Consider the following 14500-nt stretch of genomic DNA (forward strand, 5'->3'; position numbering starts at 1 on the left):
CCGGCGCGCGTTTTCGCGCGTGGTTTCGAACGAAAGCGCTTGTTTTTAAGCTTTTTGATCGAGGTTGCGTGCGCGTCGGATGCGGATTGTTGATTCGCGTCCGGGCATGATGAGCGAAGATCGAAGTTTCGGTGTTTGCATTCGTGCCGACTGACAGTCCAGCAGCAATCCGGCGGCTGGGCACAACGGGCAAGGCGCCCGTATGACCCGAAAGGATGGACGCCATCCGACATCCAAAAACCATGGCAGGATCGCAGGACGCTGATCATCCGCTCCGATCAGCGTCCCGCAATCTTGCGCATGGTTTTTGTTTTTCGAGAGCCGTCCCTTCTTTCGAGAACCCATGAAAGAAGACCTCTATGTTCAATAAGCATTCAGTCGAGATCGACTGGGGCGGACGCCCACTCAAGCTCGAAACCGGCAAGATCGCCCGCCAGGCCGACGGCGCCGTCGTCGCCACCTATGGCGAGACCGTGGTGCTCGCCACCGTCGTCGCGGCGAAGGCGCCGCGCGAGGGCGTCGACTTCCTGCCGCTGACCGTCGATTACCAGGAAAAGGCCTACGCTGCGGGCCGCATTCCCGGCGGCTATTTCAAGCGCGAGGGCCGTCCGACCGAGAAGGAGACGCTGGTCTCCCGCCTGATCGACCGACCGATCCGCCCGCTATTCGTCGACGGCTGGCGTAACGAGACCCAGGTGATCGTCACCGTGCTGTCGCACGACATGGAGAACGATCCCGACGTCGTGGCGATGGTCGCAGCCTCCGCGGCGCTGACGCTGTCCGGCGTGCCGTTCAAGGGCCCGATCGGCGCGGCCCGCGTCGGCTTCGCCAATGACGAGTTCATTCTCAATCCGACGCTCGACGAGATGGTCGACACCCAGCTCGACCTCGTCGTCGCCGGCACTGCCGACGCCGTGCTGATGGTGGAATCGGAAGCCAAGGAACTGAACGAAGACATCATGCTCGGCGCGGTGATGTTCGGTCACCGCCACTTCCAGCCTGTCATCAACGCGATCATCGAGCTCGCCGAGAAGGCCGCCAAGGAGCCGCGCGAAGTCACCGTCATCGACAACGCCGCACTCGAGAAGGAGATGCTCGGCCTGGTCGAGCAGGAGCTGCGCGCCGCCTATGCGATTCCGATCAAGCAGCAGCGTTATGCCGCCGTCGGCGTCGCCAAGGAAAAGGTGATGGCCCACTACTTCCCGGAGGGCCAGGAGCCGAAATACGACAAGCTCCGTGTCGCCGGCGTGTTCAAGGAGCTCGAGGCCAAGATCGTTCGCTGGAATATCCTCGATACCGGCAAGCGCATCGACGGCCGCGACAGCAAGACGGTGCGCAACATCGTCGCCGAAGTCGGCGTGCTGCCCCGCGCCCACGGCTCGGCGCTGTTCACCCGCGGCGAGACCCAGGCGATGGTCGTGACCACGCTCGGCACCGGCGAGGACGAGCAGTACATCGACGCGCTGTCCGGAACCTACAAGGAAACGTTCCTGCTGCACTACAACTTCCCGCCCTATTCGGTCGGCGAGACCGGCCGCCTCGGCGGCACCAAGCGCCGCGAGATCGGCCACGGCAAGCTGGCCTGGCGCGCGATTCGTCCGGTGCTGCCGCCGCACCATGAATTCCCCTACACCACGCGCGTGGTGTCGGAGATCACCGAGTCCAACGGCTCGTCCTCGATGGCTTCGGTCTGCGGCGCCTCGCTGGCGCTGATGGATGCGGGCGTGCCGCTGAAGCGGCCGACCGCCGGCATCGCGATGGGCCTGATCCTCGAAGACAAGCGCTTTGCGGTTCTCTCGGACATCCTCGGCGACGAGGACCATCTCGGCGACATGGACTTCAAGGTCGCCGGCACGGAAGCGGGCATCACCTCGCTCCAGATGGACATCAAGATCGAGGGCATCACCGAAGAGATCATGAAGGTCGCGCTGGCTCAGGCCAAGGACGGCCGCATCCATATCCTCGGCGAGATGGCCAAGGCCCTCACCGCGGCCCGCGCCGAGCTGGGCGAATATGCGCCGCGCATCGAGACCTTCAAGATCGCCACCGACAAGATCCGCGAGGTGATCGGCACCGGCGGCAAGGTGATCCGCGAGATCGTCGAGAAGACCGGCGCCAAGGTCAACATCGAGGATGACGGCACCGTGAAGGTCGCCTCCAGCGACGGCGAGGCGATGAAGGCGGCGATCAAGTGGATCAAGTCGATCGCGTCCGATCCGGAAGTCGGCCAGATCTATGACGGCACTGTCGTCAAGGTGATGGAGTTCGGCGCCTTCGTGAACTTCTTCGGTTCCAAGGATGGTCTCGTCCACATCAGCCAGCTCGCGGCCAACCGCGTGCAGAAGACCTCCGACGTCGTCAAGGAAGGCGACAAGGTCAAGGTCAAGCTGCTCGGCTTCGACGATCGCGGCAAGACCCGCCTGTCGATGAAGGTGGTCGACCAGACCACCGGTGAGGATCTCGAGGGCAAGGAGAAGGCCGCCGAGGGCGAAAAGGCCCCGCGCGAAGCCGCCGGCGAGTAACCTCTCGGAACATCTGAACACCAAGGGCGGCCGAAAGGCCGCCCTTCTTTTTTTGGCCGTTTGCTACCTGCTTCGTCGAACGCCATGCGCGATTCCGTCGCACCATCACAGCCACTTCGTTCGAAACCCGCAGTGGCTGCAACCGCGTATCTACGTCTACCGCCATACGCTTCACTCAGCGGATCGTCCCAGACAGGAGAACCAGATGTCATCCATATCCCGGCGCCGTCTCATGTTCGCAGCCACCGGCCTCGTTGCGGCCGCCGCTGCCCCGCGCTTGGCGTTTGCGCAGGCGGCCATGGCGCCCACAGGGCCGTTCAAACTCGATCCGCTGGCCTATCCGCCGAACGCGTTGGAACCGCATATCGATGCCAAGACGATGGAGATTCATCACGGCCGCCATCACCAGGCGTTCATTACCAACCTGAACAATTTCGCGAAGGACAATCCGCAGATCGCTGGAAAGCCGGTCGGCGAGGTGCTCGGCAATCTCGGCGCCGTACCCGACGCGATCCGCACCGGCGTCCGCAACAACATGGGAGGCCACGCCAACCACACGATGTTCTGGCAGATCATGGGACCGAACGGCGGCAAGCCGGAAGGCGCCCTGCTCGCCGCGATCGACAGCGATCTCGGTGGCATGGAGAAATTGCAAGCCGACTTCAACGCTGCCGGCGGACGGGTCTTCGGCTCGGGCTGGGTGTTCGTGACTGTCAGCAAGGATGGCAAGCTCGCCATCGAAACGCGACCCAACCAGGACAATCCGATGATGGACGGCAAGCGGGCGCTGCTCGGCAATGACGTCTGGGAGCACGCCTACTATCTGAACTACCAGAACCGGCGCGCCGATTATCTCAAGGCATGGTGGAATACGGTGAACTGGAAGGCGGTGGGCGAGCGCTACGCTGCCGCGAAGGCCGGCACACTCGACGTGTAACGCCGATCCGGGATGATGAAAAAAGGGCGGCCTCTCGGCCGCCCTTTTGTTTGCGGGCCCCCGATCAGGATCGCGCCGCGATGTCGTAGCGGTCGAGGTTCATCACCTTGGTCCAGGCTTTCGCAAAGTCCTTCACGAACTTCTCCTTGGAGTCCGAGGTGGCATAGACCTCGGCGAAGGCGCGAAGCTGCGAGTGCGAGCCGAAGATCAGATCGACGCGCGTTGCGGTCCACTTGACGGTGTTGGTCTTGCGGTCGCGGCCTTCGTAGACGCCGTCCGCACCGGGCGGTGCCCACTGCGTGCTCATGTCGAGCAGGTTGACGAAATAGTCGTTGCTTAGCGTTCCCACCTTCGAGGTGAAGACGCCGTGCTTCAACCCGCCGGCATTGGCGCCGAGCACACGCAGGCCACCGACCAGCACCGTCATCTCCGGACCGGTCAGCCGCAGCAGCTGGGCGCGGTCGACGAGGGCCTCTTCGGGCTGCATGAACTGATGCCGCTTGCCGATGTAGTTGCGGAAGCCATCGGCTCGCGGCTCCAGCGGGGCGAAGGAGGCCGCATCGGTCTGCTCCTGCGAAGCATCCATGCGGCCCGGCGTGAAGCCGACCTTGACGTCGACGCCGGCATCCTTGGCAGCCTTCTCGACGGCGGCGGTGCCGCCGAGCACGATCAGGTCGGCGAGCGAGACCTTCTTGGCGCCGGATGAGGCGTTGAAGTCCTTCTGGATCGCTTCGAGCTTGCCGAGCACCTTGGCGAGCTGAGCCGGCTCGTTGACCTCCCAGTCCTTCTGCGGAGCAAGGCGGATGCGCGCACCGTTGGCGCCGCCGCGCTTGTCCGAGCCGCGGAACGTCGAGGCCGAGGCCCAGGCCGTCGAGACCAACTCCGGCACCGTCAGGCCCGAGGCCAGGATCTTCGACTTGAGGGCCGCGATGTCCTGCTCACTGACCAGCTCGTGGTTCACGGCGGGGATCGGATCCTGCCAGATCAGCGTCTCCTTCGGCACCAGCGGGCCGAGATAGCGCTGGATCGGACCCATGTCGCGATGGGTGAGCTTGAACCAGGCACGGGCGAAGGCGTCCGCGAACTGATCCGGGTTCTCCAGGAAGCGACGCGAGATCTTCTCATATGCGGGATCGAAGCGCAGCGAGAGGTCGGTCGTCAGCATGGTCGGCCGATGCTTCTTCGACGGATCGAACGCGTCCGGAATGATCGCTTCGGCGTTCTTGGCGGTCCATTGCTGAGCGCCGGCCGGGCTCTTCGTCAGCTCCCATTCGAAGTTGAAGAGATTTTCGAAGAAGTTGTTGCTCCACTTCGTCGGCGTCTTCGTCCAGGTCACTTCCAGACCGCTGGTGATGGAGTCGGCGGAGTGGCCCGCCCCATGCTTGCTCTTCCAGCCGAGGCCCTGGTCTTCAAGCGCACCGGCTTCCGGTTCTGGACCGACCAGCGAGGGATCGCCGGCGCCATGGGTCTTGCCGAAGCTGTGGCCGCCAGCGATCAGCGCGACGGTCTCCTCGTCGTTCATCGCCATGCGGGCGAAGGTCTCGCGGATGTCCTTGGCCGCGGCGACCGGATCCGGCTTGCCGTTCGGGCCTTCCGGATTGACGTAGATGAGGCCCATCTGCACCGCGCCGAGCGGCTCGGCGAGCTGGCGCTCGCCGCTGTAGCGCTCATCACCGAGCCAGGTGCCTTCCGGCCCCCAATAGAGCTCTTCCGGCTCCCAGACGTCGACGCGACCGCCGGCGAAACCAAAGGTCTTGAAGCCCATCGATTCGAGCGCGACGTTGCCGGCGAGCACCATCAGGTCGGCCCAGGAAATCTTCTGGCCGTATTTCTGCTTGATCGGCCAGAGCAGACGGCGCGCCTTGTCGAGATTGGCGTTGTCGGGCCAGCTGTTGAGCGGGGCGAAACGCTGCTGACCGGCGCCGGCGCCGCCGCGGCCGTCGGTGGTGCGATAGGTGCCGGCGCTGTGCCAGGCCATGCGGATCATGAGGCCGCCATAGTGGCCGAAGTCGGCCGGCCACCATTCCTGAGAATCCGTCATCAACGCGGTCAGGTCCTTGATGACCGCGTTCAGGTCGAGCGACTTGAACTCCTTGGCGTAATCGAAGTCCTTGTCCATCGGATCGGACTTGTCGGAATTCTTGTGCAGCACCTCGATGTTGAGCTGCGTCGGCCACCAATCGCGGTTTGAGCGCGTGGGTTTTCCGCCCGAAAACGGGCACTTCGAAGTGTCGTCCATGAATACCTCCTCTGGCGGCGTCGAACTCGCGCCCTTGGCCAGGTAGAACCACTCTAAGCGTCGCGTCCTATCAGGGGAAGTTGACTTTAGTGATCGCTGCGATAGGATTTTCTGATGATCAATCTGACGCTGCGCCAGCTCCGGTATTTCGATGCGCTGGCGCGCCACGGCCATTTCGGCCGTGCCGCCGAGGCCTGCTCGATCTCGCAGCCGGCGCTGTCGATGCAGATCAAGGAACTGGAGGAGACGCTCGGCGGCCTGTTGCTGGAGCGCAGCGCGCGCCAGGTCGCGCTGACCCGGTTCGGCGAGGAGCTGGCGCAACGGGTCCGCGACATCCTGCGCTCGGTCGACGAGCTCGGCGATTTCGCGCGCGCTTCGCAGGACCGCTTCGCCGGCCGCCTGCGCATCGGCATGATCCCGACCATCGCGCCCTATTTGCTGCCCAAGATCACCAAGAACCTCACGCGCATGCACCCGGAGCTCGACATCCGCGTGCGCGAGACCATGACGCCGCGGCTGATCCAGGAGCTGGTGGAGGGCCGGCTCGACACCGCCATCGTGGCGCTGCCGGTGTCGGAGCCCTCGCTCACCGAGGTCGCGCTGTTCGAGGAGAAGTTTCTGCTGGTGCGGCCGGGCGCCGATGAAGGCACGCCGGTGCCGTCGCGCGAGATGATGCGCGAGATGCGGCTTCTGCTGCTCGAGGAAGGGCACTGTTTCCGCGACCAGGCGCTCTCCTTCTGCAACATGCAGGCCGCGCCGCCGCGCGAGATGCTCGATGCGAACTCGCTATCGACGCTGGTGCAGATGGTCAGCGCCGGCATCGGCGTCACGTTGATCCCGGAGATGGCGGTGCCGGTGGAGACGCGCTCCGCCTCGGTCTCGCTGGCGCGCTTCCGCGACCCCGAGCCGTCGCGCACCATCGGCATGGTCTGGCGCAAGACCAGCCCGCTGTCGCGGCAGCTGCTGCAGATCTCCGAGGTGGTGTGCCTGTCCGCGGGCAAGGTGCGCGCGCGGCAATCCCTGCGCGGCCAGAAGGCTTGACTGGCTCATGTCGCATCCGGTCATCCGCCTCGCCCGCTCCGACGAATACGATGAGATCGGCCGCGTCTGGATGGAGAGCTGGGTCTCGACCGGGCTCGGCGAAGCCAGCGACTTCCTGCTGGCCAATTTGCGTGCGCGCATCAAGCGCGAGATCGAGAACGGCTGGAGCCTGTTCGTCGCCGACGATCGCGGCACGATCGGAGCGATGCTCGCGCTGCATTTGCCGAAGCTCTATCTCGACATGCTGTTCGTCGCGCCCGCCTATCAGGGCCGATCGCTCGGCCGGAAATTGCTCGCCTTCACGCGCACGCAAATGCCCGACGAGATGTATCTGCGCTGCGTCCGCGAGAACGAAAAGGCCTGGCGCTGGTACGAGCGCGAGGGCTTTGTGCTCGAGAAGGAAGAGATCGAGCCGTCGAACGGGTTCGTGATGAAGTGTTATCGGTGGAAGCGGCAACGGCCAGGCGGCGGGTAGGACGAGCGGGTCTTCACCTTGCGGTTGTCATCGGCGCGCACTAGTAGATGTCTCTCGTCGATGAGAATATCCTGGAAGCCGCAACCCGCATCAGCCGTCCCATGTTTCGCATCTGCTTGACTACGATCTTTCTGTTAGGGCTCATCGCCGGCGCGGCGGCCCAATCCGCTCCATCGCCGGCTCGGCCAGCCAAGAGCACCACGCCCAAAGCCGCCCCGAGCTCCAAACAGGCTGCCGCTGCGGATGCAGGACCGTGCGGGATTGGTCTCATTTCCGTCGTCGGCAACCGGTTCGGTGTTCAGCAGGTTGGCTTCACCATGTTTGGCAACGAGTACGTGCCCGTCGCGATCGATGGCTGGGGACTTGATGACATCGTCATGTCGCGGGTTCGCGCGGCCGCGGCCGGCAAATCTGTCAAGCGCCTCGCTTATTCACCGAGCGCCTGGACGCAGGCCGGCGGATCCGGATCGCCGATGCTGAGACGAAACCAGGAGCGGCAGGAATTCGTTCAGCAGAGCGCGGCAGGCACCAAATGTCAGCTCTATGTCCTGGTCGAGAGATTTCAGAACGGCTTCAGCAACACGAATCAATCGGTCGAAGGATTTGGCATCGTGAAGTGGGGCAATCCCATCAAGCGACGCACTTTCCTGTTCGCGCTGACCTATATCACCGTGTACGGCGGACAGTCGTTCGAGGTCGTCAAGAAAGGCGCGGCGTCAACGGATGCCGAACCCATGATATCACGCTTGATCGGGATCAACCCGATCAGCGGCCCCAACAAGGAATTGGATGAGACGGCCTTTCCGGCGTCTGCCAACGAGGTGGCGGGCAACCAAGCGCTGCGCGATGGTGTCCGCACGCTGCTGACGACGAGTCTCGACAAAACGCTACCTCAGCTGCTCCAGCAATAAAGGTTCGCCGCCATGATCAAACTCTATTGGTCGCCCCGCTCGCGCTCGTTCACGACGCTCTGGCTGATGGAAGAGAGCGGCCTGCCCTATGAGCGCGTGCTGACCGACATCTCGACAGGCGCGCAGAAAGCGCCGGACTATCTGAAGATCAATCCGATGGGCAAGGTGCCGGCGCTGACCGACGGCGATGCCGCGCTCGCCGAAGCCGCGGCGATCTGCGCCTACATCGCCGACCGCTATCCCGAAACCAAGCTCGCGCCAGCCCTGACCGATCCGCGCCGGGCGCGCTACCTGCAATGGCTGTTCTTCTCGCCGGGCTGCATCGAGCCCGCCATTATCCAGATCTTCACCAAGATCGAGATCCCGACCTCGACCGCGGCGTGGGGCAGCGCGACGCAGGTGTTCGACGTGCTGGAGGCCGCGCTCGAGAAGGGCCCGTGGATTCTCGGCGGGGAATTTTCCGCAGCCGACGTCGTCATCGGCTCCGGCCTGAATTTCGCGGTGCGCCTGTTCAAGATGGTGCCGTCGCGCCCCGCGTTCGACGCCTACCTCGCGCGCTGCACGGCGCGGCCGGCGTTCCAGCGCGCGGAGAAGATCGCGGCGGGTTAAGCAAGCTCTCGTAGGGTAGGCAAAGCGAAGTAGCTGCAGTAGCCCGGATGGAGCGCAGCGCAATCCGGGGCAATCGCATCCGCGGATGAGCCCGTCCCGGATTTCGCTGCGCTCCATCCAGGCTACGAAGCTATTCCGATGACTTCAGATCATCCGGCCGCGGCATCAGGATGACGTTGTAGCCGGAATCCACATAATGGACTTCGCCGGTCACCCCGCCGGAGAGATCCGACAACAGATATAGCGCCGAGCCGCCGAGGTCGTCGAGCGTGACGCCGCGGCGCAGCGGCGAATGCTTCTGCATGAAGGCGAACATCGCCCGCGCCTCGCCGATGCCGGAGCCGGCGAGCGTGCGGATGGGGCCGGCGGAGATCGCGTTGACGCGGATGCCGCGCGGTCCGAAATCGGCGGCGAGATAGCGCACGGAGGCCTCCAGCGCCGCCTTGGCCACGCCCATCACGTTGTAGTTCGGCATCGCGCGCTCTGAGGCGCCGAAGGTCAGCGTGATCATGCTGCCCCCCTCCGTCATCAGCTCGGCGGCGCGTTTTGCGACCTCCGTGAACGAGAAGCAGGAGATCACCATGGTGCGCGAGAAATTCTCGCGGCTGGTGTCGGCATAGCGGCCCTTCAGCTCGTTCTTGTCGGCAAAGCCGATCGCGTGGATCACGAAGTCGAGCTTGCCCCACTTTTCGCGGAGCACCGCGAAGGTGGCATCGACGCTGGCGATGTCCTCGACGTCGCAAGGCAGCACCAGATCGACGCCGAGCTGCTCCGCCAGCGGCTTGACGCGCTTGCCGAGCGCCTCGCCCTGGAAGGTGAAGGCAAGCTCGGCGCCATGGGCATGAAGCGTCCGCGCCATGCCCCAGGCGATGGAATGATCATTGGCGATGCCCATGATCAGACCGCGCTTGCCTTTCATCAAAGCTTCCATTGCCGCCATCGCTCCTATTTTCGACGTCATCGCCCGCGCAGGCGGGCGATCCAGTATTCCAGAGACCGTCGTGATAAATAGAGAAGCCGCGGCGTACTGGATGCCCCGCCTTCGCGGGGCATGACAAAGTCAGAGATCACGCATCCAGCCGGCTGAACACCAGCGTGGCGTTGGTGCCGCCGAAGCCGAAGGAGTTCGACAGCACGGTGCCGATCTTGGCGTTGTCGATGCGCTTGCGCACGATCGGCATGTCGGCGAACACGGGGTCGAGCTCCTGGATGTGCGCGCTCTCGCAGATGAAGCCGTTGTTCATCATCAGCAGCGAATAGATCGCTTCCTGCACGCCGGTGGCGCCGAGCGAATGGCCGGTCAGCGCCTTGGTCGCCGAGATCGGCGGGCACTTCTCGCCGACGCCGAATACTTTGCGAATCGCCTCTATCTCCGGCGGATCGCCGGCCGGCGTCGAGGTCGCGTGCGGGTTGATGTAGTCGACCTTGGTCTTCACCGTCGACATCGCCATGCGCATGCAGCGCTCGGCGCCTTCGCCCGACGGCGCCACCATGTCGTGGCCATCAGAGGTCGCGCCATAACCGACCACCTCGCCATAGATGCGTGCGCCGCGCGCCTTGGCATGCTCGAGCTCTTCCAGCACCAACACGCCGGCGCCGCCGGCGATGACGAAGCCGTCGCGATTGAGATCGTAGGGACGCGAGGCCGTGGCCGGCGTGTCGTTGTACTTCGAGGACATCGCGCCCATGGCGTCGAACAGCACCGACAGTGACCAGTCCAGCTCCTCGCAGCCGCCGGCGAAGATGACGTCCTGCTTGCCGATCTGGATGGTCTCATAGGCATTGCCGACGCAATGGTTCGAGGTCGCGCAGGCCGATGAGATCGAATAGTTCACGCCCTTGATCTTGAACCAGGTCGCGAGCGTCGCGGATGCCGTGGAGGACATCGCCTTCGGCACCGCAAACGGGCCGACGCGCTTCGGTCCCTTGGAGCGGGTGATGTCGGCGGCTTCGACGATGGTGCGCGCCGAGGGGCCGCCGGAGCCCATGATGATGCCGGTGCGGATGTTGGAGACTTCGTCGGGCGACAGGCCGGAATCCTGGATCGCCTGCTCCATGGCGATGTGATTCCACGCCGCGCCCTGGCCGAGGAAGCGCATCGCGCGGCGGTCGACCACCGTCGACGGATCGAGCGACGGCTCGCCTTGCACCTGCGAACGGAAGCCCAGCTCGGCATATTTCTCAGCCCGCGAAATGCCCGACTTCGCCTCGTGAAGGCTCGCAAGCACTTCCTGGGTGTTGTTTCCGATCGACGAGACGATGCCCATCCCGGTGACCACAACCCGCCTCATGACAGCCTCGCCTCAATCGTTGTCTTCTTAGTGATGCGCTCAGCCCAGGCTCGTGCCCTGCTTGAACAGGCCGACCTTCAGATCCTTGGCGCGATAGATAATCTGGTCATCGACCGAAAGCCACCCGTCGGCGATGCCGAGCACGAGCTTCGAACGCATCACGCGCTTGATATCGACGTTGTACACAACCTTGCGGGCGTCGGTCAGCACCTGGCCGCCGAACTTCAGCTCGCTCAGGCCAAGCGCCCGGCCGCGGCCTTCCCCCCCGCTCCAGCCGAGGTAGAAGCCGACCATCTGCCACAGCGCATCGAGGCCGAGGCAGCCGGGCATGACCGGATCGTTCTTGAAATGGCAGCCGAAGAACCAGAGGTCGGGCTTCACGTCGAGCTCGGCGCGCACCAGACCCTTGCCGAACTCACCGCCATTGTCGTTGATGTCGGTGATGCGGTCGAACATCAGCATCGGCGGCAGCGGCAGCTGGGCGTTGCCTGGGCCGAACATCTCGCCGCGGGCACAGGCCAGCAGATCTTCATAGTCGTAACCGTTGCGCCTGTTCAGCATTCACGAGCCTCTGTTCAAATCCCGATTGAGCGGCGTTCCTGGCGAAAATGGGCCCGTCTCGATCGGACCGCCAATCGCCACCGCCGGCCGCGACTTGCGCAAGCTTCGCATGGATTGCCAACCGGACCTCCATGCCCGGCTGCGCCAAAATCGGCTAAGCGGAACCGCGCGCTCTCTAACACAGGCCATTTCGGGTAGCAAAGCGCAGAGATGAAGGTAAAATGACGGGCTCCCCCAACCGGTTCCGAGCCTAATTAGAACGTCTCTAGTTGCGAGAAACTTGCATCTGCATCTTTCTCTTCTTATGTTACAGGGAGATATTGTTCACGCGTGCCCGAAATCTTGGAAATGAACGAGAATACCGCGTCCCAACACGACGACGACCATGCCGCGGCCCTCCTGTCCGGCCGCCAGCCGGCCCTGACCGGGTGTCCCTGGCACGACGTCAACGAAATGCTGCAGTCCGCGGGGTTGCGGCCGACGCGCCAGCGCATGGCGCTGGGCTGGCTGCTGTTCGGCAAGGGCGCACGCCACCTCACGGCTGAAATGCTCTACGAGGAAGCCACCCTCGCCAAGGTCCCGGTGTCGCTGGCGACCGTCTACAACACGCTGAACCAGCTCACCGATGCCGGCCTGCTGCGCCAGGTCAGCGTCGACGGCACGAAGACCTATTTCGACACCAACGTCACCACCCACCACCACTATTATCTCGAGAACAGCCACGAGCTGGTCGACATCGAGGATCCGCATCTGGCGCTGTCCAAGATGCCGGAGGTGCCCGAGGGCTACGAGATCTCCCGCATCGACATGGTCGTGCGCCTGCGCAAGAAGCGCTGAGCTAATCCTGCATCACTGATTTGGTCGTCATGGCCGGGCATAGCCGTCCAAAGGGACGGCGTCGCTTGCGCTCGCCTATGTCCCGGCCATCCACGTTTTGGGACTAGTCAGAAGAGCGTGGATGCCCGGGACAAGCCCGGGCATGACGTTGGGGCGGCAGATTGCTCCGCCGCCCGGCGTCAGTTGACCTGCTCGTCCGAATAGACGCCCCAGAGGCGCTCCTGCTGGATCCAGCCGTCGAAGCCATTGCCGATGACGCGGCACCAGCCTGCGGCGCATTTCTTGACCTGGGTGACGACGCCGGCCTGGAGCTTGGCCGCAACCGCGCTGTCGGGATCGGGCCGGTCATAGATCGGAGCCAGATCGTCCTTGTGCTTCATGGTGACGACCGCGGTGCGGCGGCCCGACAGCAGGGAATGATAGACCCAGCCCTCGGCGCCTTCGGAATCGCGCACCCGGCGCCAGTTCTCGAACTCGGCGGTAATTTCGACCGGCAGGCCGGCGCGGGTGTAGACCCAGGCGACGTCATTGTCCTTGGTCGGGCCGGCGCGGACGTTCACGTGATCCGATTTGAGGCTGACATAGCGCGGCACCGGCAGGCCGCTGGTGGTCTGCGGGGTGTTGTCCTTCGCCGCATGCGAGGGGTCGACCGAGGCGCTCAACCACATGCAAACGAGCGCCATCACCGAACAAAAACGCCCCAACGCCATCAACCCGTCTCCTTCGAAGACCCGGCAGACCGGGCCCTCACCCCAAATTCCAAAAACCCTGCCGCGCCTGCCCCTTCTCCCCGCCCAACGCGGGTTCCAAGCCCAAAGCCGTGGTTCTTGTCTTGGCCCGGCCTTCTGCTAGAGAGAGCGGGCACTTAAGCAACCAATTGGCCCCGATTTTCCGGCCGGAAATGTCGGGTGAGCTTGGAGGAAACGCCGGGGACGGACACGGCAAGGGCAGTGTCGAACAACCGGGTTAATGAGGCCTCAACGACCGGCCTTTGGCGACAGAGGCGGCCTGCGATGTCTCATGAGAGCAGGACATGTCGGTGAAGAAAAAGCCCCTCGTCGTGGTGACGCGCAAGCTGCCGGATTCGATCGAGACGCGGATGCGCGAGCTGTTCGATGCGCGGATCAATCTCGACGACACGCCGATGTCGCCCGAGCAGATCGCGGAAGCCGCCCGCACCGCCGACGTGCTGGTTCCGACCGTGACCGATCACATCAGCGCCGAGGTCGTGAACCAGCCCGACTGCAAGCTCCGCCTGATCGCCAATTTCGGCAACGGCGTTGACAATATCGACGTCGCCGCCGCCCATGCCCGCGGCATCACCGTCACCAACACGCCGAAGGTCCTGACCGAAGACACCGCCGACATGACCATGGCGCTGATCCTGGCGGTGCCGCGGCGAATGATCGAAGGCGCCTCGATCCTGACCGAAGGCAAGCCTTGGGCCGGCTGGTCGCCGACCTGGATGCTCGGCCACCGCATCGGCGGCAAACGCCTCGGCATCATCGGCATGGGCCGCATCGGCCAGGCGGTGGCGCGCCGAGCCCGCGCTTTCGGCCTGCAGATCCACTATCACAACCGCCGTCCCGTCGCCCCCGTGATCGCCGAGGAGTTAGGGGCGACCTATTGGGAAAGCCTCGACCAGATGCTGGCGCGGATGGACATCATCTCGGTGAACTGTCCGCACACGCCGGCGACCTATCACCTGCTCTCGGCGCGGCGGCTGAAGCTGATCCGAAAAGACGCCTATATCGTCAACACCGCGCGCGGCGAGGTCACCGACGAGGACACGCTGATCAAGCTGATCGAAGGCGGCGAGATCGGCGGCGCCGGCCTCGACGTCTACGAGCACGAGCCCGCGGTCAATCCGAAGCTGGTGCGGCTCGCCAGGGCTGGCAAGGTGACGCTGCTGCCGCATATGGGCTCGGCCACGATCGAAGGCCGCGTCGAGATGGGCGAGAAGGTAATCATCAACATCCGCACCTTCCTCGACGCCCACAAGCCGCCGGACCGCGTGCTGCCGAGCATGCTGTGAGGCGGTGCTCCGGCGGACGGATGGTTTCTCCTACGTGCTTCC

At 64.2% G+C, this 14500-nt stretch carries 13 protein-coding genes; 8 read left to right on the top strand and 5 right to left on the bottom strand.

Features of this window, described 5'->3' with window-relative positions:
* Nucleotides 1–359: 359 nt before the first annotated feature.
* Entirely contained in the window at nucleotides 360–2522 is a 2163-nt protein-coding gene (gene pnp, locus I6F36_RS20125; RefSeq protein WP_225157641.1) for a polyribonucleotide nucleotidyltransferase, read from the top strand.
* A 205-nt stretch (nucleotides 2523–2727) separates the two neighbouring features.
* Nucleotides 2728–3459: a superoxide dismutase gene (locus I6F36_RS20130; protein ID WP_275945398.1), complete on the top strand. Its 732-nt coding sequence runs from the start codon at nucleotides 2728–2730 to the stop codon at nucleotides 3457–3459.
* Nucleotides 3460–3523: 64 nt separating this feature from the next.
* Here I6F36_RS20130 and katG read toward each other — a convergent pair whose 3' ends face one another.
* Entirely contained in the window at nucleotides 3524–5698 is a 2175-nt protein-coding gene (katG, locus tag I6F36_RS20135) for a catalase/peroxidase HPI (protein ID WP_036009010.1), read from the bottom strand.
* 114 nt (nucleotides 5699–5812) lie between these two features.
* Between katG and I6F36_RS20140 the strand changes: the two genes are divergently transcribed.
* From I6F36_RS20140 to I6F36_RS20155, 4 genes are read left to right on the top strand one after another with little or no spacing between them, the layout of a single operon-like run.
* The gene (locus tag I6F36_RS20140) at nucleotides 5813–6739 is read left to right on the top strand and encodes a hydrogen peroxide-inducible genes activator (RefSeq protein ID WP_036009013.1); all 927 of its coding nucleotides are present in this window, start codon (nucleotides 5813–5815) and stop codon (nucleotides 6737–6739) included.
* Between the two features lie 7 nt (nucleotides 6740–6746).
* The gene (locus tag I6F36_RS20145) at nucleotides 6747–7214 is read left to right on the top strand and encodes a GNAT family N-acetyltransferase (RefSeq protein WP_225128068.1); all 468 of its coding nucleotides are present in this window, start codon (nucleotides 6747–6749) and stop codon (nucleotides 7212–7214) included.
* Between the two features lie 47 nt (nucleotides 7215–7261).
* Complete coding sequence (locus tag I6F36_RS20150) at nucleotides 7262–8125, top strand: hypothetical protein (protein WP_225128067.1); 864 nt, start codon at nucleotides 7262–7264, stop codon at nucleotides 8123–8125.
* A gap of 12 nt (nucleotides 8126–8137) precedes the next feature.
* Nucleotides 8138–8734 carry a glutathione S-transferase family protein gene (locus I6F36_RS20155; RefSeq protein ID WP_225128066.1) on the top strand — a complete coding sequence of 199 codons (597 nt, stop codon included), beginning with the start codon at nucleotides 8138–8140 and terminating at the stop codon, nucleotides 8732–8734.
* A 130-nt stretch (nucleotides 8735–8864) separates the two neighbouring features.
* Here I6F36_RS20155 and fabI read toward each other — a convergent pair whose 3' ends face one another.
* The 3 genes from fabI to fabA form a co-directional block, all read right to left on the bottom strand.
* A complete protein-coding gene (gene fabI, locus I6F36_RS20160; RefSeq protein WP_225128065.1) occupies nucleotides 8865–9665 on the bottom strand; it encodes an enoyl-ACP reductase FabI in 801 nt (266 codons plus the stop codon).
* A 136-nt stretch (nucleotides 9666–9801) separates the two neighbouring features.
* Nucleotides 9802–11025 carry a beta-ketoacyl-ACP synthase I gene (gene fabB, locus I6F36_RS20165; protein ID WP_036024480.1) on the bottom strand — a complete coding sequence of 408 codons (1224 nt, stop codon included), beginning with the start codon at nucleotides 11023–11025 and terminating at the stop codon, nucleotides 9802–9804.
* Between the two features lie 39 nt (nucleotides 11026–11064).
* Nucleotides 11065–11586, bottom strand: coding sequence for a bifunctional 3-hydroxydecanoyl-ACP dehydratase/trans-2-decenoyl-ACP isomerase (fabA, locus tag I6F36_RS20170; protein WP_036009034.1), 522 nt, complete (start codon nucleotides 11584–11586; stop codon nucleotides 11065–11067).
* Nucleotides 11587–11934: 348 nt separating this feature from the next.
* On the opposite strand from fabA, the gene irrA reads away from it, so the two are divergent.
* The gene (gene irrA / locus I6F36_RS20175; RefSeq protein WP_036009037.1) at nucleotides 11935–12423 is read left to right on the top strand and encodes an iron response transcriptional regulator IrrA; all 489 of its coding nucleotides are present in this window, start codon (nucleotides 11935–11937) and stop codon (nucleotides 12421–12423) included.
* 179 nt (nucleotides 12424–12602) lie between these two features.
* Here irrA and I6F36_RS20180 read toward each other — a convergent pair whose 3' ends face one another.
* Nucleotides 12603–13133 carry an SH3 domain-containing protein gene (locus I6F36_RS20180; protein ID WP_225172007.1) on the bottom strand — a complete coding sequence of 177 codons (531 nt, stop codon included), beginning with the start codon at nucleotides 13131–13133 and terminating at the stop codon, nucleotides 12603–12605.
* 323 nt (nucleotides 13134–13456) lie between these two features.
* On the opposite strand from I6F36_RS20180, the gene I6F36_RS20185 reads away from it, so the two are divergent.
* Nucleotides 13457–14458 (top strand): D-glycerate dehydrogenase, encoded by a 1002-nt coding sequence (locus tag I6F36_RS20185; protein WP_036009043.1) that lies wholly within the window; start codon nucleotides 13457–13459, stop codon nucleotides 14456–14458.
* Nucleotides 14459–14500: the final 42 nt, after the last annotated feature.

Source organism: Bradyrhizobium sp. BRP19, assembly GCF_020194195.1.
GTDB lineage: Bacteria > Pseudomonadota > Alphaproteobacteria > Rhizobiales > Xanthobacteraceae > Bradyrhizobium > Bradyrhizobium yuanmingense.